Annotated in this window: 19 protein-coding genes; 13 read left to right on the plus strand and 6 right to left on the minus strand. The window is 39.5% G+C overall.

From position 1 onward, the window contains the following. Positions 1 to 420 (minus strand): PaaI family thioesterase, encoded by a 420-nt coding sequence (locus LB467_RS05470; RefSeq protein ID WP_224473053.1) that lies wholly within the window; start codon positions 418 to 420, stop codon positions 1 to 3. A 136-nt stretch (positions 421 to 556) separates the two neighbouring features. Here LB467_RS05470 and LB467_RS05475 point away from each other — a divergent pair, with 136 nt between their 5' ends. Together LB467_RS05475 and LB467_RS05480 are read left to right on the plus strand one after the other, a co-directional pair. Beyond that, on the plus strand, positions 557 to 1,192 hold the full coding sequence (locus tag LB467_RS05475; RefSeq protein ID WP_224473018.1) for an alpha/beta hydrolase: 636 nt from the start codon (positions 557 to 559) through the stop codon (positions 1,190 to 1,192). Between the two features lie 85 nt (positions 1,193 to 1,277). Continuing rightward, entirely contained in the window at positions 1,278 to 2,549 is a 1,272-nt protein-coding gene (locus LB467_RS05480; RefSeq protein WP_224473019.1) for an NRAMP family divalent metal transporter, read from the plus strand. Between the two features lie 199 nt (positions 2,550 to 2,748). Here LB467_RS05480 and dnaK read toward each other — a convergent pair whose 3' ends face one another. Then, positions 2,749 to 4,671, minus strand: coding sequence for a molecular chaperone DnaK (gene dnaK / locus LB467_RS05485; protein WP_224473020.1), 1,923 nt, complete (start codon positions 4,669 to 4,671; stop codon positions 2,749 to 2,751). Positions 4,672 to 4,890: 219 nt separating this feature from the next. Between dnaK and LB467_RS05490 the strand changes: the two genes are divergently transcribed. The 3 genes from LB467_RS05490 to LB467_RS05500 all read left to right on the plus strand — a co-directional run bounded on the left by LB467_RS05490 (position 4,891) and on the right by LB467_RS05500 (position 8,338). Further along, a complete protein-coding gene (locus LB467_RS05490) occupies positions 4,891 to 6,324 on the plus strand; it encodes an L-serine ammonia-lyase (RefSeq protein WP_224473021.1) in 1,434 nt (477 codons plus the stop codon). Positions 6,325 to 6,581: 257 nt separating this feature from the next. Beyond that, positions 6,582 to 7,259 carry a CPBP family intramembrane glutamic endopeptidase gene (locus tag LB467_RS05495; protein ID WP_224473022.1) on the plus strand — a complete coding sequence of 226 codons (678 nt, stop codon included), beginning with the start codon at positions 6,582 to 6,584 and terminating at the stop codon, positions 7,257 to 7,259. A gap of 74 nt (positions 7,260 to 7,333) precedes the next feature. Beyond that, the gene (locus LB467_RS05500; RefSeq protein ID WP_224473023.1) at positions 7,334 to 8,338 is read left to right on the plus strand and encodes an alcohol dehydrogenase; all 1,005 of its coding nucleotides are present in this window, start codon (positions 7,334 to 7,336) and stop codon (positions 8,336 to 8,338) included. Positions 8,339 to 8,444: 106 nt separating this feature from the next. On the opposite strand, the gene LB467_RS19165 is transcribed toward LB467_RS05500, so the two are convergent. Then, the gene (locus tag LB467_RS19165; RefSeq protein ID WP_262901614.1) at positions 8,445 to 8,567 is read right to left on the minus strand and encodes a hypothetical protein; all 123 of its coding nucleotides are present in this window, start codon (positions 8,565 to 8,567) and stop codon (positions 8,445 to 8,447) included. Positions 8,568 to 8,688: 121 nt separating this feature from the next. Here LB467_RS19165 and LB467_RS05505 point away from each other — a divergent pair, with 121 nt between their 5' ends. Further along, entirely contained in the window at positions 8,689 to 9,579 is an 891-nt protein-coding gene (locus tag LB467_RS05505) for a formylglycine-generating enzyme family protein (RefSeq protein WP_224473024.1), read from the plus strand. Positions 9,580 to 9,686: 107 nt separating this feature from the next. Here the strand turns inward: LB467_RS05505 and LB467_RS05510 are convergent, their stop codons facing one another. Further along, positions 9,687 to 10,142: a nuclear transport factor 2 family protein gene (locus LB467_RS05510; RefSeq protein WP_224473025.1), complete on the minus strand. Its 456-nt coding sequence runs from the start codon at positions 10,140 to 10,142 to the stop codon at positions 9,687 to 9,689. Between the two features lie 63 nt (positions 10,143 to 10,205). Between LB467_RS05510 and LB467_RS05515 the strand changes: the two genes are divergently transcribed. The 3 genes from LB467_RS05515 (at position 10,206) to LB467_RS05525 (ending at position 13,052) form a co-directional block, all read left to right on the plus strand. Then, positions 10,206 to 11,336: a glycoside hydrolase family 18 protein gene (locus LB467_RS05515; protein ID WP_224473026.1), complete on the plus strand. Its 1,131-nt coding sequence runs from the start codon at positions 10,206 to 10,208 to the stop codon at positions 11,334 to 11,336. Between the two features lie 61 nt (positions 11,337 to 11,397). After that, positions 11,398 to 12,216 (plus strand): 3-methyl-2-oxobutanoate hydroxymethyltransferase, encoded by an 819-nt coding sequence (gene panB, locus LB467_RS05520; RefSeq protein WP_224473027.1) that lies wholly within the window; start codon positions 11,398 to 11,400, stop codon positions 12,214 to 12,216. A gap of 137 nt (positions 12,217 to 12,353) precedes the next feature. Continuing rightward, positions 12,354 to 13,052: an RluA family pseudouridine synthase gene (locus LB467_RS05525; protein ID WP_224473028.1), complete on the plus strand. Its 699-nt coding sequence runs from the start codon at positions 12,354 to 12,356 to the stop codon at positions 13,050 to 13,052. Positions 13,053 to 13,076: 24 nt separating this feature from the next. Here LB467_RS05525 and LB467_RS05530 read toward each other — a convergent pair whose 3' ends face one another. Beyond that, positions 13,077 to 14,621 carry a hypothetical protein gene (locus tag LB467_RS05530; protein WP_224473029.1) on the minus strand — a complete coding sequence of 515 codons (1,545 nt, stop codon included), beginning with the start codon at positions 14,619 to 14,621 and terminating at the stop codon, positions 13,077 to 13,079. 147 nt (positions 14,622 to 14,768) lie between these two features. Here LB467_RS05530 and LB467_RS05535 point away from each other — a divergent pair, with 147 nt between their 5' ends. The 4 genes from LB467_RS05535 to leuB all read left to right on the plus strand — a co-directional run bounded on the left by LB467_RS05535 (position 14,769) and on the right by leuB (position 19,289). Beyond that, positions 14,769 to 15,941, plus strand: a complete 1,173-nt coding sequence (locus tag LB467_RS05535; protein WP_224473030.1) for a 2-isopropylmalate synthase — start codon at positions 14,769 to 14,771, stop codon at positions 15,939 to 15,941. 95 nt (positions 15,942 to 16,036) lie between these two features. Continuing rightward, a complete protein-coding gene (gene leuC / locus LB467_RS05540; RefSeq protein WP_224473031.1) occupies positions 16,037 to 17,419 on the plus strand; it encodes a 3-isopropylmalate dehydratase large subunit in 1,383 nt (460 codons plus the stop codon). Between the two features lies 1 nt (position 17,420). Continuing rightward, entirely contained in the window at positions 17,421 to 18,035 is a 615-nt protein-coding gene (leuD, locus tag LB467_RS05545) for a 3-isopropylmalate dehydratase small subunit (RefSeq protein ID WP_224473032.1), read from the plus strand. 138 nt (positions 18,036 to 18,173) lie between these two features. Beyond that, a complete protein-coding gene (gene leuB / locus LB467_RS05550) occupies positions 18,174 to 19,289 on the plus strand; it encodes a 3-isopropylmalate dehydrogenase (RefSeq protein ID WP_224473033.1) in 1,116 nt (371 codons plus the stop codon). A 216-nt stretch (positions 19,290 to 19,505) separates the two neighbouring features. Here the strand turns inward: leuB and argH are convergent, their stop codons facing one another. Next, a complete protein-coding gene (gene argH / locus LB467_RS05555; protein ID WP_224473034.1) occupies positions 19,506 to 20,783 on the minus strand; it encodes an argininosuccinate lyase in 1,278 nt (425 codons plus the stop codon). Positions 20,784 to 20,816 lie beyond the last annotated feature (33 nt).

The raw sequence follows: 20,816 nt of genomic DNA on the forward strand, positions 1-20,816 counted from the left end.
TTATTTCTTTTTAGGCAAGGCTATGGTAGTAAGTTTCACAATAGAAATCAGGTTTTCTTCTTCATCGGTTATCCTGATCTCCCAAAGCTGCGTAGTGCGCCCCTTATGGACAAACGAAGCTTTTGCAAACACAAAACCTTCAGCAATACTTTTTAAATGATTGGCTGAAATTTCAATGCCGCGGATAAAAAAGTCTTCAGTATTCAAAAAAACATAACTGGCCATACTTCCCACACTTTCGGCCAAAGCTACGCTGGCACCACCGTGCAATACGCCATCGGGTTGGTGCACCCTTGGGCTAACCGGCATTTTTGCAATTAAATAATCGTCCCCAACTTCAGTAAATTCAATTTCCAGGGTTTCCATAAGTGTGTTTTTGCACACCTTTTTAGAAAGCTCCAGGATTTCTTCTTTGGTCATAGCAATAAGATTGGTTTCTTTGTAACCACCTCGGGCAAACCCACGAGGCATTTTATAATTTTTTTTGATTCAGGGTAAGCCTCTGATCATTTAAAATCTCGATTATCGAGTAAAAATACAAAACCAGCCCAGAAAAATGAGTACCGAAAAGCAGCTTTCTTACCAAATTACCAATACGTATAGCGTTTTAAACGATTTTACTGAAAAAACAAAAACGGTTTGGTTGGTTTGCCACGGAATTGGTTATTTAAGCCGGTATTTCCTAAGGCATTTTAATCATTTAAACGCCAAAGAAAATTACATTATCGCCCCACAGGCCCAGTCTAAATATTACCTGAACAACGAATATAAGCACGTGGGTGCTTCCTGGCTAACCAAAGAATGCACTGAAGCGGAAACCGAAAATGTATTGAATTATTTGGATCAAGTTTATAAAGCTGAAAATCTTGAAAATGTACCAAGACTGATTATTTTAGGTTACTCGCAAGGAGTTTCGGTAGCAACGCGATGGATTGCCAGGCGAAAAATTAACTGCGATGAACTGATTATGCATTCAGGAAAAGTCCCTGCGGAACTAACTACCGAAGATTTTAGGTTTCTGAAAAACACGAACTTCACTTTTATCTACGGTACAGAAGACGAATACCTCAAAAACGGAATTATAAAAATAGAGGAAAAGCGATTAAACGAATTATTTCCCAATAATTTTGAGATCAAAAATTATAAAGGCGGCCACGAAGTGAATACTAAACTTATTGCCGAATTTGCTTAAATTGACTTCCTGACTGTCCGCCAGAATGAAAACTTCAGGCTGGTGCTCGAAGTGACCAAATGGTGTCTTTCATCAGGTATTCTATATGAAACAAAAAACGACTACTTCTAAAACATCGATTTTAAAAAGTATTGGTCCGGGATTTTTGCTGGCTGGGGCGGCTATTGGTGTTTCTCATTTAGTTCAGGCCACCAGAGCCGGTGCCGATTACGGATTTATCTTAATTTGGGTTTTAATTGTAGCCTGTATTTCAAAATATCCTTTTCTGGAATTTGGTCCCAGGTTTGCCGCCGGCACGGGAAATCATCTAATCACCGGTTATAAAAAACTCGGTAAGTTTCCTTACTGGACCTATATTTTCATAACAATAGGAAGTATGTTTATTATCCAGGCTGCAGTGACTATTGTTACCGCGGGTTTGGCGGAGCGTTTATTCAATTTTGGCTGGTCGCCGTTTCTCTGGAGTGGCATCATTCTTATTTCCTGTATAGCTTTGCTGTTAATTGGAAAATATCCCGGCCTCGATAAAAGTATGAAGGTTATCGTGACCTTGCTAACCCTGGCCACGCTGGCTGCAGTGGTTATGGCTTTTGGTGTCGGCACAGTTAATGAAGCCGTAAATACCGAACCGCCTTCGCTTTGGAGCACTGCTAGTTTAGGTTTTATAATCGCTTTCATGGGTTGGATGCCTATTCCTTTAGATGCTTCGGTTTGGCATTCTATCTGGACCAAAGAAAAAGCGATTCAAAACAAACAGAAAATTTCAGTTAAGGGTGCTTTTGCCGATTTTAATGTTGGTTATCTTTCTGCGGCTTTTATTGGTTTATTATTCTTTCTTCTCGGCGTGTTAGTAATGTATGGCAGCGGGACTTCATTTTCCGGTAACAGCGTGGAGTTTTCAAGTCAGTTGGTGGAGCTCTACGGAAAAACCCTGGGAGAATGGAGTAAGCCTTTAATTTCCGTTGCAGCTTTTATTACGATGCTGAGTACGGTTCTAACGGTAACCGATGCCTACCCAAGAGTAATTTCAGAATTAAAGAATCCGGAAAAGGATAAACCTGAAGACAAAAAAGAGAAATGGAAAATTTACCGTGCTTCCATTTTTATTATTCCGGTACTATCACTTTCTATTTTGTATTTCCTTTCCGGTTCTTTTACAATTCTGGTAGATTTTGCTGCCGGACTTTCATTTCTATCTGCTCCTTTTTTGGCCTGGTTTAATTACAAACTCGTTACCGGAAAACAAATGCCCGAAAACCATCGCCCGGGCAGGAATTATAAGATTTTCAGCTTAACCTGTTTTGCCCTTTTAGTGGCCTTTAATTTCGTGTATTTGTATTATACTTTCTTGGCTTAGATTAATTCAGTTTTTCAAAGCCTTAAAATTTCTTCTTTCATCACAGCATAGTACCTATAAGGTTAAAAACCTTGTAGGATAAAAAGCGCAACCAAATTAATGATTGCGCTTTTAGTTATTTGCTCTGATTGAGCTTGAGGTTTTAAGATTCCGAAGCAAGTTCGGAATAAGTCTCTCGACTCCGCTCGAGACAGGCTATCTATTTAACCTCTTCAAAATCTACATCTTCTACGTCGTCTCCGGTTTTAGCGTCTCCTTTCTGGCCACCCTCGGCTCCGGTAGCACCTTGTTGTGGTCCTGCCTGGCCTCCCTGGGCTTCCGCTTGTGCTTTATACATTTCTTCAGAAGCTGTTTTCCAGGCTTCGTTCAATTTGTCTAAAGCGGGAGTTATTTGATCCAACTCTTTGGTTTCATAAGCTTTCTTCAATTCTTCTAAAGCTTCTTCTACCGGCTTTTTCTTATCTTCAGAAATCTTATCACCAAATTCTTTCAACTGCTTTTCAGTTTGGAAGATCATAGCATCAGCCTCGTTAAGCTTATCTACTTTTTCTTTGGTTTTCTTATCGCTTTCAGCATTCGCTTCAGCTTCTTTCTTCATTTTTTCGATTTCTTCCTCGGTTAATCCTGAAGAAGCCTCGATACGAATATCCTGAGATTTTCCGGTTGCTTTATCTGTAGCGCTTACTTTAATGATACCATTGGCATCAATATCAAAAGTTACTTCAATTTGAGGTGTTCCTCTTGGTGCCGGTGGAATTCCATCTAAGTGGAATCTACCGATGGTTTTGTTATCGGCTGCCATTGGACGTTCACCCTGCAACACATGGATTTCTACTGAAGGCTGATTATCGGCCGCGGTAGAGAAAGTCTGTGATTTCTTCGTTGGGATCGTTGTATTAGACTCTATAAGTTTAGTGTTTACTCCTCCCATAGTTTCAATACCTAAAGAAAGTGGAGTAACATCAAGTAACAATACATCTTTTACATCTCCGGTTAATACACCACCCTGAATAGCTGCACCAATAGCAACAACCTCATCCGGGTTAACCCCTTTAGAAGGTTTCTTACCAAAAAATGCCTCTACTTCTTCCTGAATTTTAGGAATACGAGTAGAACCACCAACAAGAATTACTTCGTCTATATCGCTTGTTGAAAGTCCGGCATCGCTAAGAGCTTTTTTCACAGGATCCATAGAGCGAGTTACCAGTTCTGAAGCTAATTGCTCGAACTTAGAACGGCTAATAGTTTCAACAAGGTGTTTTGGTCCGCTTGAAGTTGCCGTTACATAAGGTAAATTAATTTCGGTTTGAGTTGAAGAAGACAACTCGATTTTAGCTTTTTCAGCAGCTTCTTTTAAACGCTGAAGTGCCATTGGGTCTTTTCTTAAATCAATATCTTCAGCTTTCTGAAAAGTATCTGCAAGATAATCGATTAATACCTCATCAAAATCGTCACCACCAAGGTGAGTATCACCATTAGTAGACAATACTTCAAATACGCCGTCACCTAATTCAAGGATAGAGATATCAAAAGTACCACCACCAAGGTCATAAACAGCGATCTTCTGGTCCTGAGATTTTTTATCAAGTCCGTAAGCAAGTGCTGCTGCAGTTGGCTCGTTTATAATTCGGCTTACTTTTAAACCAGCGATCTCACCGGCTTCTTTAGTAGCCTGACGCTGAGAATCGTTAAAGTAAGCAGGAACGGTAATAACCGCTTCTGTTACATCCTGTCCAAGATAATCTTCTGCGGTTTTCTTCATTTTCTGAAGCACCATTGCAGAAAGTTCCTGTGGAGTATATTTTCTACCGTCTATTTCAACACGAGGTGTGTCATTATCACCTTTTACAACTTTATAAGGAACCCTTCCTGCTTCTTTAGAAGATTCGGTATATTTGTTCCCCATAAATCTTTTTATAGATGCTACGGTTTTGGTTGGGTTAGTAACCGCCTGTCTTTTCGCAGGGTCACCAACTTTTATTTCTCCACCTTCTACAAATGCAATCACAGAAGGTGTAGTTCTTTTTCCTTCGGCATTAGGTATTACCGTAGGTTCATTACCTTCCATTACTGCAACGCAAGAGTTGGTAGTTCCTAAGTCAATTCCAATTATTTTACCCATAATTCTATTCGTTATATTTTATATTATTGATTTCAATTCTTCGAAGTGTTAAAGTCAATCATTATGCCAGCGGAAAACTTATGACAGGTTGTCATTTTTTACTGAAAGCACTTGCCAAATCTGCGCTTCACTCGTTACGAAATCGTTTTAATATTTCTTCAATTCTTAGGGTATCACACTAACAAATCCTTATTTTTGCAGTAAAATAGGAGTTATACAATGCGGAAAATTGAATGTATTAGCGTTTTTGATATGTTGAAGGTGGGTGTTGGTCCTTCAAGTTCTCATACTTTGGGTCCCTGGCGGGCAGCACAACGTTGGATTGCCGAATTAAAGCAAAAAGGAACTTTTAATGAGGTTAACCACATTCATATTGATCTTTATGGCTCCCTTTCCCTTACCGGAATTGGCCACGCTACAGATATCGCTACTATTTTAGGCCTTTGCGGCCACGATCCCGTAACTATGGATATTTCTTTAATTGATACTGAAATTGAAAAAATACGGGATACAAAAAAACTTCAACTTAACGGGGAACGGGAAATCGATTTTAGCATTGCCGACGATGTAAAATTCAATCGTAATTTCCTTGAATTTCATCCCAACGGAATGACTTTCAGAGCCACACTTAGAAACGGAAAGAAAAATTCTTCTTCATTTTATTCAATCGGTGGCGGATTTGTTGTAAAAAAAGAACGAAAAAACGCCAGCAAGAAAATGAAAAGCTTTTTGGAATTTCCATTTCCTATAGAAAAAGCCACAGAACTACTCGCCTATTGTAAGGCCGAAAACAAACCTATTTCTGAAATCGTTCTGGAAAATGAGAAATCGCTTAGAAGCGAAGAAGAAATAGATGCCGGTTTAAAGCAAATTTGGGATGTGATGCTGGAATCCATGTACATTGGATGCCACACTGAAGGCACCCTTCCCGGCGGACTCAACGTAAAACGCCGTTCTTTTGAAATGCACCAACGCCTTATTGAAGAACAAAAATATAATTCGCCCAAAGAATGGATTAGCGCTATAAGGAGGACCGAGGTTAAATTTAGGCAAATCCTTAAATGGGTAAGCTGTTTTGCCATTAGCGTAAACGAGGTAAATGCATCGCTTGGTCGTGTGGTTACTGCACCCACTAATGGTAGTGCCGGTACCGTGCCCTCGGTTATGATGTATTATATGGTAATAGAAAACCACGAAGCCACTTTTGAAGATATGAAACGTTTTATGCTGGTAGCCGGTGAAATTGGCAGTCTCTTTAAAAAAGGCGCTACAATTTCTGCTGCGATGGGTGGGTGCCAGGCCGAAATTGGCGTGTCTTCTGCAATGGCTGCCGGTGGCTTGACAGAATTGCTGGGCGGAACTCCCGAGCAGGTACTTATGGCCGCAGAAATCGCGATGGAACATCATCTTGGTCTAACCTGCGATCCCATTGCCGGTTTGGTACAGGTACCCTGTATTGAAAGAAATGCTATGGGCGCTATAAAAGCTATCAACGCTGCCGAAATCGCATTGGAAAGCGATGCCACCAAAGCAAAAGTGCCTCTCGATAAAGTAATTGAAACCATGTGGGACACCGCAAAAGATATGAATTCTAAATACAAGGAAACCTCAGAAGGCGGACTCGCTGTTAAAGTGAATATGAGTGATTGTTAGAAGATCTTACAATAATTTATAGTCATTGCGAAGAGCGAAGCGATGCGGCAATCTGTTGTTGATCTGTTCTCTGTTGTGGGTATGAATTTTCGTTTGTGGTTTGTTGTTAGTGTTTCTGATGACGTAAACTCAAAATCATTGCATAGTCATTGCGAAGAACGAAGCGATGCGGCAATCTTTTGTTATAAAATCCGCCAATAAATCGCTGCTTAGTTGGAATACAGTTTTAAATTGCAGCAGTATTTAAAATAAAAGCTTTGCAGTTTCCAAAAATCCCGCCTAAAGTCAGCAATCTCTTTCGCAACTACTGGTTGATGATCGGGACGTATTTTCTGTTTTTCTTTATGCTTGGATTTTTAAACACGTTTATTCCAGAATTAGACCTGGAGAAATACCAGCAAACAGAACTATTCGATTTAATGAACGAAAGTCCGCTGGCGTTTGTGATTATGGCGGTAATTATCGCACCGCTACTGGAAGAAAGTATGTTTAGAACGCTCATTAGACCTTCTTTTACCGAAATATATATTTTTATTTGTGCCGTACTCGCCTTTGTAGGCCTGGCTTTTATTCCGCAGGAAGCCCATTCCTTACTAAGGTACGCGCTGGTGATTGTATCGGCAATTATCGTTTTCCTCTTTTTACAATCTTTAAAACCTGCACGGGCAATTCGCATATTTCGGGTTTTTCTATACAGAAATTACAAAGCAATCTGGTTTTTAACCGCATTACTTTTTGGTCTGGTTCATATCTGGAATTATGTGGAAGGCTGGCAATTAGACCTTATTCTATTTGTCCTTATTTTCCCCCGGATTATCGCCGGCTATTTCTTCGGAAAAATTAAAATTGAAAACGGAAATCTTATCTGGTCCATCGCTATGCACGCAATGAACAATGGGATTGTAGTATTCTTCCTGCTTCCCAAGCTTTTATAAGCTTATTTAACAAAGGATTAGAATAGAAGCTTTTATCCATTTTGTAAATTGAAGTTCCAACAAAAAAAATAGTTATGAAAGCAGTACAGGTAAAAGAAAAAGGCGGTGATTTTCATGTTGTTGAAATAGACAAACCTTCGCCAAAAGAAAATGAAGTCTTAATAAAAGTTGAAGCCTGCGGTATTTGCCATAGTGATGCCTTTGTAAAAGAAGGTGCATTTCCAGGCATTGAATATCCCCGAGTTCCGGGCCACGAAGTGGTAGGAATTGTAGAGGAAGTAGGTAACCGGGTAAATAACTGGAAAAAAGGTCAGCACGTTGGTGTTGGCTGGCATGGCGGCCATTGTTTTGAGTGCGATCCCTGTAGGCGTGGAGATTTTATTAGTTGTGAAAATGCGAAAATTAGTGGAATCTCTTATGATGGCGGTTATGCCGAGTTTATGACTGCCCCGCAGGAAGCCGTAGTAAACATCCCGGATGAATTATCATCAGCTGAAGCCGCTCCCCTGCTTTGTGCCGGGATTACCGTTTTTAACGCCTTGCGAAATTCAGGAATTACAGCCGGCGATACAGTTGCTGTACAGGGAATTGGCGGTTTAGGCCATTTAGCGCTCCAGTATGCAGCAAAAATGGGAATGCGAACCGTAGCAATTTCTACCAGTGATAGTAAAAAGGAACTGGCAAAAGAACTGGGCGCACATCATTTTATAAATGCCAGGCAAAGAGATGCTGCCGAAGAATTACAAAAATTGGGTGGTGCAAAACTCATTCTGGCAACTGCTCCAAACAGCGAAGCAATAACTTCGGTAGTCGGAGGCCTCGGAACAGACGGAAAATTACTAATGGTGGCAGCTACCGGAGATCCAATTGAAGTTTCACCGTTGGAACTTTTAATGGGTAGAAAATCGGTTGCAGGTTGGCCAAGCGGTACCGCAATGGATTCTGAGGATACGTTAAAGTTTAGTGCTATGACCGGTACAAAACCCAAAATAGAAGAATATCCATTGGATAAAGCCAGTGAAGCTTACGATAGAATGATCAATAACGAAGCAAGGTTTAGAGTGGTTCTAAAACCATAATTTTCTAAGCAATCAAGAACCTCGGGACAAGCCCACGAGGTATGAATCGGAAAACTATTTTATAATTTCGAGGCAAGCCTCGGGGAATTAAACCCTCAATTAAGGATTAAAAAGTAGCCACGAATTCAGGAATATTATTTTTGGATTTCGTGGCTTTTTTATTTTCATCACTTCTATCCTCTTCTTTATCTTTAGCCGAAAATAGAATAATGCAGTCCTCGTATTTCAAATTTCTTTTTATCTCTTTAATATGTTGCTCAATTTTCAGCTGTAAAAATGAGGAAAAAGAAACTCCTGAAACTTCCGAAGAAACTATTCAGGAAACGGAAAAGTCCTACCACAAAAAGTATATGGAAGAAATTGCTGAAATCGAAGAACGTGATTCGGTATCGACTTCAGGAATGCTGAAAATTGAAGGTGGGGAATATATCATGGGTGGAAATTCACAGCAGGCCAGGCGGGACGAATTTCCGCAGCACAAAGAAACTATTAAAACGCTTTGGGTAGATGAAACAGAAGTGACCAATGCCCAGTTTCGTGAATTTGTAGAAGCAACCGGCTACGTGACAACAGCAGAACGTAGTTTTGAGATTAATGGAGAAGCTTTCCCGCCCGGGGCTATGATTTTTGACCCTGACAATCCGCAAGCCTGGTGGAAATTTAAAGAAGGAGCCAACTGGAAAAATCCGCAAGGCCCAGAAAGTTCTATTGCAGGGAAAGAAGATCATCCCGTGGTTCAGGTTTCCTGGTATGATGCAATGGCATATGCTAAATGGGCCGGAAAGCGCTTACCTACCGAAGCTGAATTTGAATACCTGGCCCGGGGCGGAAAAGAAAAGCAAATCTATCATTGGGGAAACGATTTTGAAGTAGCTACCGAATTTGTCAATTTCCATCAGGGTGATTTTCCGGTTTCCAATGAAGTCAAAGATGAATTTGCGAAAACCGCGCCGGTAAAAAGTTTTCCAAAAAACGGGTTCGGACTTTATGAGATCTCAGGAAATGCCTGGGAATGGGTTTTGGATACTTATTATCCCAATGCCTATTCAAAATTGGAACAACGCACAGATGGGTATTTTAAAGAATATTTTAATTCGGAACAACAAAAAGTAATTCGCGGAGGTTCTTTTTTATGCAGCGAATCTTATTGCACCGGTTATCGCAACGCCGCGCGAATGAGTTCTACTCCAGAAAGCGGACTGGAACATCTAGGCTTCAGGTGTGTAAAAGATTTAGAATAAATAACCCGTCCAGACCAAATGACGTTTAATTGAAAGAAATCCAAAAATTTCGATCCAGGTCTCAGAGCTCCCGATACTAATCGGGATAAATCTCACTAAAGGAGTAATTATTTGCAACCTAATTTACTGCGGGTATCTACCAGGTAAATAATTTTCCATTCTCCATCAGACTTCATCAATTGGAAAGTATTTACACCACAATGACTCAATTCTCCATTTATATAAAACGAATAAGGTGTGCTCACATTAGCGATCATCCCGTTGGTATTAATTTTAAAATCATGTAGTTTTTCTTCGAATTTTGTAGAATGTGGAATAGAAGCAATAGATTTCAAAAAGCTTGTATATTCTGTAGTGGAAAGTTTAGTATTTCCTTCAGTATCAATAGCTACAGATTGCATTTTAATTTCGGAATGAGCAAAATTCTTTAAATTGGTAGAATCCTGCTCGTGGAAAGCCTCAAAAAAGCTTTCAATTAAGCCTTGGATGTTTTCTTTCTCTGAATTCTGGCTCCAGCCTGCCTGACACAAAAGCAAAAAACTAATTAGGAATAACTTCTTCATTTGAATACATTTATTAATAACGCTAATTTAGTATTTTAAAGTTGCACACTAATCCTTTGAATTATGAAAAAAGGCTCTCTTATTTACTTTTGTTTATGTCTTAGTTTTCTCTTTGGTAATCTTCTACTGCAAGCTCAAGAAAAGCAGCAAAAAAAAATTATTGGGTATATTATGAGTGATAATGTAGATGATAAATTTGATGAAATTGCTGCGGAAAAACTTACTCACATCAACTACGCTTTTGCCAATATTCAGGATGGAGAAGTTATAGAGGGTAATCCGGAAGACAAAAAAAGATTAAAGAAAATAAACAGCTTAAAAGAAGACAATCCCGATCTAAAGATCCTGATTTCGGTTGGGGGCTGGACCTGGTCTGGAGGTTTCTCTGAAGCAGTTGCTACCAAAACTGCACGGGAGCAATTTGCAAACAGTGGAATTTCCTTTCTTCAAAACCACAAAATTGATGGCATAGATTTAGACTGGGAATATCCCGGGCAGCCGGGAGCCGGAAATATTCACTCCCCCGAGGATGAACAAAATTTCAGTTTAATTTTAAAGCTTTTCAGAAAAAAATTAGATTCTCTAGGCCAGGTAGATCAGAGAAATTATTTACTCACCATTGCAACGGCAGCTAACCAGGAGTATTTAGATCACGTAGAATTGGACAAGATCCATCCCTACCTGGATTTTATAAATATTATGAGTTACGATTACCAGGGTGGCTGGAACGATTTCACATCCCATCATACCAACTTATATGTTTCAGAGACAGATCCTGATGATTATAAACAGAGTACTAAGACTGCTGTAAAAGAACATTTGGCTACCAGAGTTCCTTCAGAAAAAATTGTTGTGGGCGTGGCTTTCTATGGTCGCGGATGGCACGAGACAGAAAACAAAAACTTTGGTTTACATCAAAAAGCTTCAGGCAATGCTTTCAGTATAAATTACCGGGAATTAAAGGATAGTGTAAAAACAGGCAAATATGAACGCCATTGGGATAAAGAAGCTAAGGCGCCGTTCCTTTGGCGTGAAGCTACCAGAACATTTATTACTTATGACGATCCTCAATCTATAAAAGAAAAAGCTCAATTTATTAAAGAGAATAATCTTGGTGGCGCGATGTTTTGGCAATACCACGGCGATGATGGAGAGCTTCTGGAAACTTTATATACTGAAATTCAAAAACAATAACACTGGCTCCCTTGCCTGAAAACCCCTCGTTTTTGTACTTTTACCTTCCAAAATTAAAAATATGTCTGTAGCTAAGAAAGAATATAAAAGAGTCACCACCAAGTCTCTGGTAGATATGAAGAAGAATGGGGAGAAGATTGCGATGCTGACTTCTTATGACTATTCTATGGCGAAAATTGTGGATGGTGCGGGAATTGACGTGATTTTAGTGGGAGATTCTGCCAGTAATGTAATGGCGGGACACGAGACTACACTTCCTATTACTTTAGATCAAATGATCTATCACGCAACCAGCGTGGTAAGGGCCATAAACCGTGCCCTTGTAGTAGTAGATCTTCCCTTCGGAAGTTATCAAAGTGACCCAAAAGAGGCATTACGATCTGCTATTAGAATTATGAAAGAAAGCGGCGGGCACGCGGTTAAACTTGAAGGCGGAAAAGAAATCAAAGAATCCCTGAAACGTATTCTTAATGCCGGGATCCCTGTGATGGGACATTTAGGATTAACTCCACAGTCTATATACAAATTTGGAACTTATACCGTTCGTGCTAAAGAAGAAGCAGAAGCCGAAAAACTAAAATCTGATGCGATATTACTGGAACGCCTGGGTTGCTTTGCTATTGTATTAGAAAAGGTTCCTGCAAAACTTGCAAAAGAAGTAGCTGAGAGTATCAGTATTCCGGTGATAGGAATTGGTGCCGGAAAAGGAGTTGACGGCCAGGTTTTAGTAATACACGATATGCTGGGAATGACACACGAATTTAATCCAAGATTTCTTAGAAGATACGCCGATCTTCATAAAGAAATGACCAAAGCCTTTAAAGACTACCGTGACGATGTAAAAAGCAAGAGTTTCCCATCTGATGATGAACAATATTAATTCAGTAGGTAGTTGCAGTTAGCAGTAAATTACCTCGCGGCAAGCCCACGAGGCATTATTGGAGAATATAATTTGATTTCGAGGCAAGCCTCGGAGCATTTAAATCTCGATTATCGAGTAAAATTCAAATCTTCACTTTGGAAAAAATAATTTCAGATAAAAACAACCTCCAGGTTCTTTTTGAGGACAACCATATAATCGTGGTAAATAAACGCCCAGGGGATATAGTTCAGGGTGATAAAACCGGGGACAAACCGCTTAGTGAAGTGGTAAAATCTTATCTAAAGGAAAAATATTATAAACCGGGAGATGCCTATTTAGGAGTGGTTCACCGCCTCGATAGACCAACCAGCGGAATTGTACTTTTCTCCAAAACCTCTAAAGCCCTACCCCGACTCAATAAACTTTTTCAGAAGAAAGAAGCACAAAAAACATATTGGGCAATCGTAAAAAACGCTCCGCCTCAAAAATGTGCTACGTTAATTCATTTTCTGAAAAGAAACCCCAAGCAAAATAAATCATATGCGCATATTAAGGAAGTTCCCGACAGTAAAGAAGCTATCCTTGAATATAGAATGCTGAAAGAACTCGATAACTATTTTCTGTTAGAAGTAGATTTACATACCGGGCGGCATCATCAAATAAGAAGTCAACTGTCGGCTATTGGTAGCCCAATTAAAGGCGATCTCAAATACGGTTTTGACCGTAGCAACAAAGACGCCAGTATTCATTTACACGCCAGGGAACTCAAATTTATTCATCCTGTAAAAAAAGATGAAATACATATAATAGCACCACCACCCGATGAAGTGCTATGGAATAATTGCTTAGACTAAAACAGTACTTACAGTAGAACGAAATTAACGGCTCACCAGAGCAACTTTCTCGGCAATTACATCAGCCACAGGACGGTTTTGAATTTTACTTTCCAGCCAGGAAATGATGTCAAGATAGAGGAACGCTCTGCGCTCGTATGGGTGATCTTCATATTCTTTTAACTTACTATGCAGTCTTTTAAATTCATCCTTAATTTCAAGCGGCGAAACTTCGGATAAATTCCGAAGGAATCGAATCATTTCTTTTTGGACCTCGTGCAAGTCGTTCATTTTAATCAAAAACTTATAGGTAGATTTTACCAAACGGTCTAAATGATAGTCCAGGCCGGCTTCATAATGTGCTACCAAACTTAAAATCCGGGCAAAACACATTAGGTCTTCCCGCATTTCCAGTGATTTATTATTGATGATTTTATTAAGGAATTCAATGCATTTTTTATTGTTTCCATCGCCAAAGTAAAGACAGGCAATCTTATAGTAAAATACCATAATGTGATGCTCGTCAATGCGGTCTTTATATTTTTTAATCCGCTTCTGAATTTTCTCTACCAACTCATCTCCATTGGCAAAATCGCCCTGCATAAAACGTAAATTCAGCTTATTGGAATATAAATAAAGAAAAGCCAGGGCCTTAATGTTATCATCGTCGGGGATTTTGGCATCCTTGAGCATCCCTTCAAGATTCTTAAGGGTCTTTTCAAATAATTTGGTATGGTTCAGGTAAAATAAAGATTCCAGTAAATAATGATTCCCTTTTAAATAAGAAACCGGATGAATAGGTACTAAGTGTTTATGTTCGTTAAAAAGATCTATCCATTTCATAGAATAGCGGTAGCAAGCCAAAAAATCCTGCGTGATAAAACTAAACCATAAATGGGCTTTATAAAGCCATAATTTTTCCCTAAAACCTATATTCTTAATTTGATATTCCGGAAGGTTTTGATAAAAGTAATTTCTGATACTCTCGGCTTCTTCCTGGGTCCTGGCATAACCCATTTTCAGGAAAATGGCATATAACTGTAATGATAAATTTGAAAGTTTGCTGGAAATCAAATTAAGATCACTTAAATCCCGCGTTTGCTGAATAAGGCTTTCGGCCCGGTTTTCTATACTTCGGGTGATATATTGTGATTCTATTATCTTTTCCAGCTCCAGGATCTCATAAGCCAGGTTTTTTTCTTCATATTCCAGCGCCTGTGCTTTTATTTTATCGAGAAGTTTCAAGCTTTGTTTGTATAAACCTTTTCGGTAAAGGATATAAGCAAAATCAAATTGCTCCCTAATTTGTACCGGTATACTCTGGTGCGCAGGATTCAGCCTTAGACTAATAAGAATTTGCTTGTATAAATGGGCTTTTACATTAGATAATTGTTGCTTACTAATCTTTGTTTTTAGAAGAATTTCCTTCTCATTATATTTCTTAAGCTTGGTCATCACCTTAAATAAATTCAGAAATTTACTATCGGTATTAACACCAATTCTTCCAACATATAATGAAAATTGACGCTTTTCTGAAGGCGAAAGCGATTTTATCAAAGAAAATAAGTTATCAGTTAAATCATTAGTCATTGTAACAGAATCGTTTATAAAGCACTGATTTACAGTGATATTACATCTTAATTTTTAGTTTCATTATCGTAATGACCTAATAGGCAAAGGTCCGGAGTGTATAGATTAACAATACTTTAGTTAAAGATAAAGTAAAATAAATCTCTTATGAGCACAGAAAAGGTAGAAATTTTTGACACGACGTTACGAGACGGAGAGCAGGTTCCAGGTTGTAAATTGAATACAGCCCAAAAACTTAAAATCGCTGCGCGCCTTGATGAGCTGGGAGTAGATGTTATTGAAGCAGGTTTCCCTGTTTCCAGTCCCGGCGATTATCAATCAGTTTATGAAATCTCTAAGCTGGCGAAGAATGCCGCCGTTTGTGGACTCACCCGTGCTGTAAAAAAAGATATCGAAGTTGCTGCTGAAGCTTTAAAACCTGCCAGAAAACCACGTATTCATACCGGTATTGGTACATCAGATTCCCATATTAAATATAAATTCAATTCTACAAGAGAAGAAATTATTGTGCGCGGTGTAGCCGCGGTGAAACACGCAAAGAATTATGTAGACGATGTTGAATTTTATGCCGAAGATGCCGGAAGAACAGATAATGAATTTCTTGCCCGCGTTTGTACCGAAATGATCAAAGCCGGAGCGACAGTATTAAATATTCCTGATACTACCGGATACTGCCTTCCAAATGAATACGGAAGAAAAATAAAATATTTAAAAGACAACGTAAAAGACATCGATAAGGTTAGACTTTCCTGCCATTGTCACAACGATTTAGGTCTTGCTACAGCAAATGCTATTGCGGGTGTACAGAATGGCGCACGCCAAATAGAATGCACCATCAACGGGATTGGTGAACGTGCCGGGAATACCGCGTTGGAAGAGGTCGTCATGATCTTAAGACAGCACCCGACTTTAAACTTAAACACAAACATAGACCCTAAATTCCTTTTTGATACCAGTTGTATGGTTTCCCGCGAAATGGGAATGTTTGTGCAGCCAAATAAAGCTATTGTAGGCGCCAATGCATTTGCACATAGTTCCGGAATTCACCAGGACGGCGTAATTAAAAACCGTGAAACTTATGAAATCATAGATCCTGCGGAAGTTGGGGTAACCGAATCTGCAATCGTACTTACAGCAAGAAGTGGAAGGGCTGCCCTTGCTTTTAAGGCTAAGAAAATGGGGTATGATTTAACCAAACTTCAGTTAGATCAGGTTTATGCAGAATTTCTGAATTATGCTGATGCCAGAAGATGCGTGGAAGACAATGACATCCACGAAATCATGGAAATTTCAGAAAGAAAAATAAGAGCTATTGCTTAATAACCCAGCATAAGACTGAATAAATAATATGATTACTCAGGGAATAATTATAAACCTGAGAGAATTCCCAGGCTGGGATTGAATTTATAAGAAAAATGAAGAAAACTTTATTCGATAAAATTTGGGATTCCCACGTGGTAGAATCTATACCCAATGGTCCTGATATTTTGTACATCGATAAACACTTAATACACGAAGTCACGAGTCCGCAGGCTTTTAACGAGCTCAAGGAACGCGGGATTTCGGTTTTTAGGCCAGATCAAATAGTTGCGACAGCAGATCATAACACGCCTACTGAAAATCAGCATTTACCGGTTAAAGATTTGTTGTCCAGAAAGCAACTTAAGGAGTTAACCCAAAATTGCGAAGAAAATAATATTACGCTTTACGGCTTGGGCCATCCTTATAACGGGATTGTTCACGTAATGGCGCCCGAACTCGGAATTACCCAACCGGGAATGACAATGGTTTGTGGCGACAGCCACACCTCTACGCACGGCGCTTTTGGTACCATTGCCTTTGGAATTGGCACCAGCCAGGTTTCCCAGGTCTTTGCCAGCCAGTGTGTTTTGGTTCAAAAGCCTAAGAAATTAAGGGTAAATGTAAACGGTAAACTTAAAAAAGGGGTTTTACCTAAAGATGTGATCCTTTATATTATTAGCAAACTGGGCACAAATTCAGGGACGGGATATTTTTGTGAATACGCCGGAAATGTTTTTGAAGAAATGTCTATGGAAGGTAGAATGACGGTTTGTAATATGAGCATCGAAATGGGTGCCCGTGGAGGCTTGATCGCTCCGGATGAAACTACTTTTGAATATGTAAAAGGAAAAGAATTCGCACCAAAAGGTGAAGAGTTTGAAGCTATAAAAGCTTACTGGGAAACTCTAAAAACTGATGGGGACGCTGAATTCGACCAGGAATATTCTTTTGATGCCGAAGATATTGAACCGATGATCACCTACGGAACAAATCCCGGGATGGGCATAAAAATTAACGGTTCCATCCCTATGGAAGGTGGAAAAAGCGATGCAAAAGCTCTGGCCTATATGGGTTTTAAACCCGGTGAATCTTTACTCGAAAAACCGATTAACTGGATTTTTATTGGTAGTTGTACCAATTCCAGAATTGAGGATTTTCGCCAGGCAGCGGCTTATATAAAAGGTAAGCAAAAAGCAGCAAATGTAAATGCACTAATTGTACCCGGTTCACGCCAGGTTGCCGCTCAAATTGAAGCCGAAGGCCTACGGGAAGTTTTTGAAAATGCTGGTTTCACTCTTAGACAACCGGGTTGCTCGGCTTGTTTAGCCATGAACGATGATAAAATTCCTGCAGGCGAATACTGCGTTTCTACCAGTAACAGAAATTTTGAAGGAAGACAGGGACAGGGTTCCAGAACCATATTAGCAAGTCCGTTAACTGCCGCAGCCACGGCTGTTTCAGGAAAATTAACCGACTTTACAAAACATTTAAATTAAGATGGAAAAGTTTATCACATTAACCGATACAGCGGTTCCTTTAGAGATAGAAAACGTAGATACAGACCAGATTATTCCGGCCCGGTTTCTAAAAGCTACCGATAAGGCCGGATTTGGAGAGAACCTATTTCGCGACTGGCGTTTCGATAAAAACGACGAGCCAAATCCTGATTTCGCCTTAAATAACCCCGAGTATAAAGGGTCCATCCTGGTAGCCGGAGATAATTTTGGATGCGGTTCCAGCCGGGAACATGCTGCCTGGGCACTTAAAGCTTACGGATTTACCGTAGTGGTATCTAGTTATTTTGCAGATATCTTCAAGGGAAATGCACTTAACAACGGTTTGCTTCCGGTTCAGGTAAGTCCTGAATTTTTGAACGAGCTTTTCGTGGAAATCACCAAAGATCCTTCCGTAGAAATAAAAGTAGACCTGGAAGCCCAGAAAATCGGGATTCCGAAAAAAGATATCTCAGAAAGTTTTGAGATAGATCCTTATAAAAAAACTTGTATGATCAATGGTTTTGACGATATAGATTTCCTGGTAAGTAAACTGGACGCGATTAAAGAATTTGAACAGAAAAAATCACACAAAACGCAAGCCACCACACCCTTGTAGTTTTAAATATAATTTGACATAAACGTCATCCTGAACTTGTTTCAGGATCTAAGTCAATTAAACATGTTAGAAGCTGAACCAAGTTCAGCTTGACGGAAATAAGAAACTCGAAAAAAACCACACATAAAGAAGAAAAAAATGAAATTAAAAATAGCAGTCTTGCCCGGAGACGGGATAGGTCCCGAAATTACACAGCAATCAGTTAAGGTTTTAAAAGCTGTAGCAGATCGTTTCGATCACCACTTTCAATTTGAAGACGCCTTGGTAGGTGCGGCAGCAATAGACTTGCTGGACAATCCGTTACCTGAAGCTACGCTGGAATTGTGCAAGAAATCTGATGCTGTGTTATTTGGGGCTATAGGACACCCAAAATACGACAATAACCCAGACGCAAAAGTAAGACCAGAACAGGGCCTTTTACAGTTAAGAAAAGGCCTTGGGCTTTTTGCCAACATTAGACCGGTAAAGGCTTACGACAAACTTATAGAGCAATCACCATTAAAAGCCGATCGCATTGCCGGAGCCAATATGGTGATTTACCGGGAACTTACCGGTGGAATTTATTTTGGTGATAAATTTACTGCGGAAGACGGTCAGAGCGCTACCGATGTTTGTACCTACTCGGTTGAAGAAATTTCCCGGGTTGCTCACTTAGCTTTTAAAGCTGCCGAAAAGCGTACTAAAAAATTAACCCTGGTAGACAAAGCCAACGTGTTGGAAACTTCCAGGTTATGGCGTAAAACGGTTACTGAAATTGGAAAAGAATATCCCGAAGTAGAACTGGATTTCCTTTTTGTGGATAACGCCGCAATGCAAATGATCCTGAACCCAACCCAATTCGATGTTATTCTTACTGAAAATATGTTTGGTGATATCCTTTCTGACGAGGCCAGTGTAATTGGTGGAAGTATCGGCTTACTGGCATCAGCCTCGGTAGGGAAAGAAAGCGCGATGTTTGAACCTATTCACGGTTCTTATCCTCAGGCAACCGGGAAGGGAATTGCGAACCCGGTAGCATCTATTTTATCGGCTGCGATGCTTTTAGAGCATTTCGGATTAACCGAAGAAGCTAACGCAGTTAAAAAGGCGGTGGAGCTTAGCATAAAGCTCAATGTTTGCACTATAGACATTAACAAAGACAACCATTATTCCACAGAAAAAGTGGGCGATTTCCTTGAGGGACTTATTAGCGAAGTTGATAATATCAGCATCAACAACGAAAACCTAAACCTCGGGCAAATGACTATTATTTAAGACTTTTTTTCTTCATTTATGTTTGAACCTCTCGCATTTCGTGTGGTTTTGCGGGAGGTTTTTTTAATGAAACCTGGTTTTACGGGCATTTTAATTGCCCATAAAACCTTAGTTTAATTAACCCCGATGAAAATCGGGTTTTTTTTTAGTGCTGGTTGAACTATTTCAACTTCAGTCGCGTCTAATTATTCTTCACTCTCAGCCAAATTCAAATGATTAAACCCGATCCTTTTTTTTCCTAATTTCCTCTAGCGCAAGATTATCCTTACTTCCCAGGTGAGAATGTTTTTTCCCTTCAGTAGCTTCATAGGTTCCTTCCTGAACCTGCCCCCCAATTATTTGATAAGCTTCTCTAAACGATCTTCCCTGCATCACCAAATCGTTGATGCTGTCTACCGTAAACAGGTATTTATATTTTTCATCCTGCAAATTGATATCCTTAACTTTAATTAAAGCGATGGAATGAATAAAAACATCCAGGATCTCTTTAATATTTTCAACTGCGTAAATGCTATTTTCTTTTATTAATTGGTAATCCCGGTGATAACCACTGGGTAAATTATTGGTAATTAAGATCATCTCGTTCGCGATACTCTGAAGTTTATTGCATTTTCCACGTATCAGCTCGAAAACATCCGGGTTTTTCTTGTGGGGCATAATGCTGGAACCGGTGGTAAGCTCATCGGGAAAAGTAATGAAATCGAAATTCTGACTCATATATAAACAAATATCCATTGCAAACCTGGAAAGCGTATTGGAAACCGAAGCGATATTGGAAGTCACCGTTCGCTCGCATTTGCCACGGCCCAGTTGCGCGGCCACTACGTTATATTTTAAAGTCGAAAATCCCAACTCTTTGGTGGTAAAATCCCGGTCTATTGGAAATGAAGAGCCATAACCCGCAGCAGATCCCAGCGGATTCTGATCTACAACTTTTAATCCTGCTTCAAGTAAATAGAGATCATCTATTAATAATTCTGCGTAAGCGGAAAACCATAAACCAAAGCTTGATGGCATCGCTACCTGCAAATGTGTATATCCCGGAAGAAGTTTTTCCTGATGTTTATCTGCAAGTCCTAAAAGTACATCTACGAGGTTCTTTGTCTTAACGGAAATTTCCTGTAGATTTTCTTTAAAATACAATTGCATGGCCACCAATACCTGGTCGTTCCTGGAGCGGGCAGTATGGATTTTCTTTCCGGTATCTCCTAACGCTTTGGTTAGTTCAAATTCAATTTTGGAATGTACATCTTCAAAATCTTCTTGAATCTCAAAACTTCCATTTTCTAGCTGTTCCTGAAGTTTTGCCAGTTCATTTTCAATATCCTTTACTTCTTCTGAAGTAAGAATTCCGACTTTACCAAGCATTTTAGCATGTGCTTTTGAAGCTTTTAAATCGTATTTAGCAATATGCATATCCAGCTCCCGGTCGTTTCCCACCGTGAAGTTTTCAATCTTTTTATCTATAGCTAATCCTTTATCCCAGAGTTTCATAGTTTTATTTTTCTATCAAGTACAGACCTCACA

Origin of the sequence: Salegentibacter tibetensis, assembly GCF_020164485.1 — a bacterium.
Classification (GTDB): domain Bacteria; phylum Bacteroidota; class Bacteroidia; order Flavobacteriales; family Flavobacteriaceae; genus Salegentibacter; species Salegentibacter tibetensis.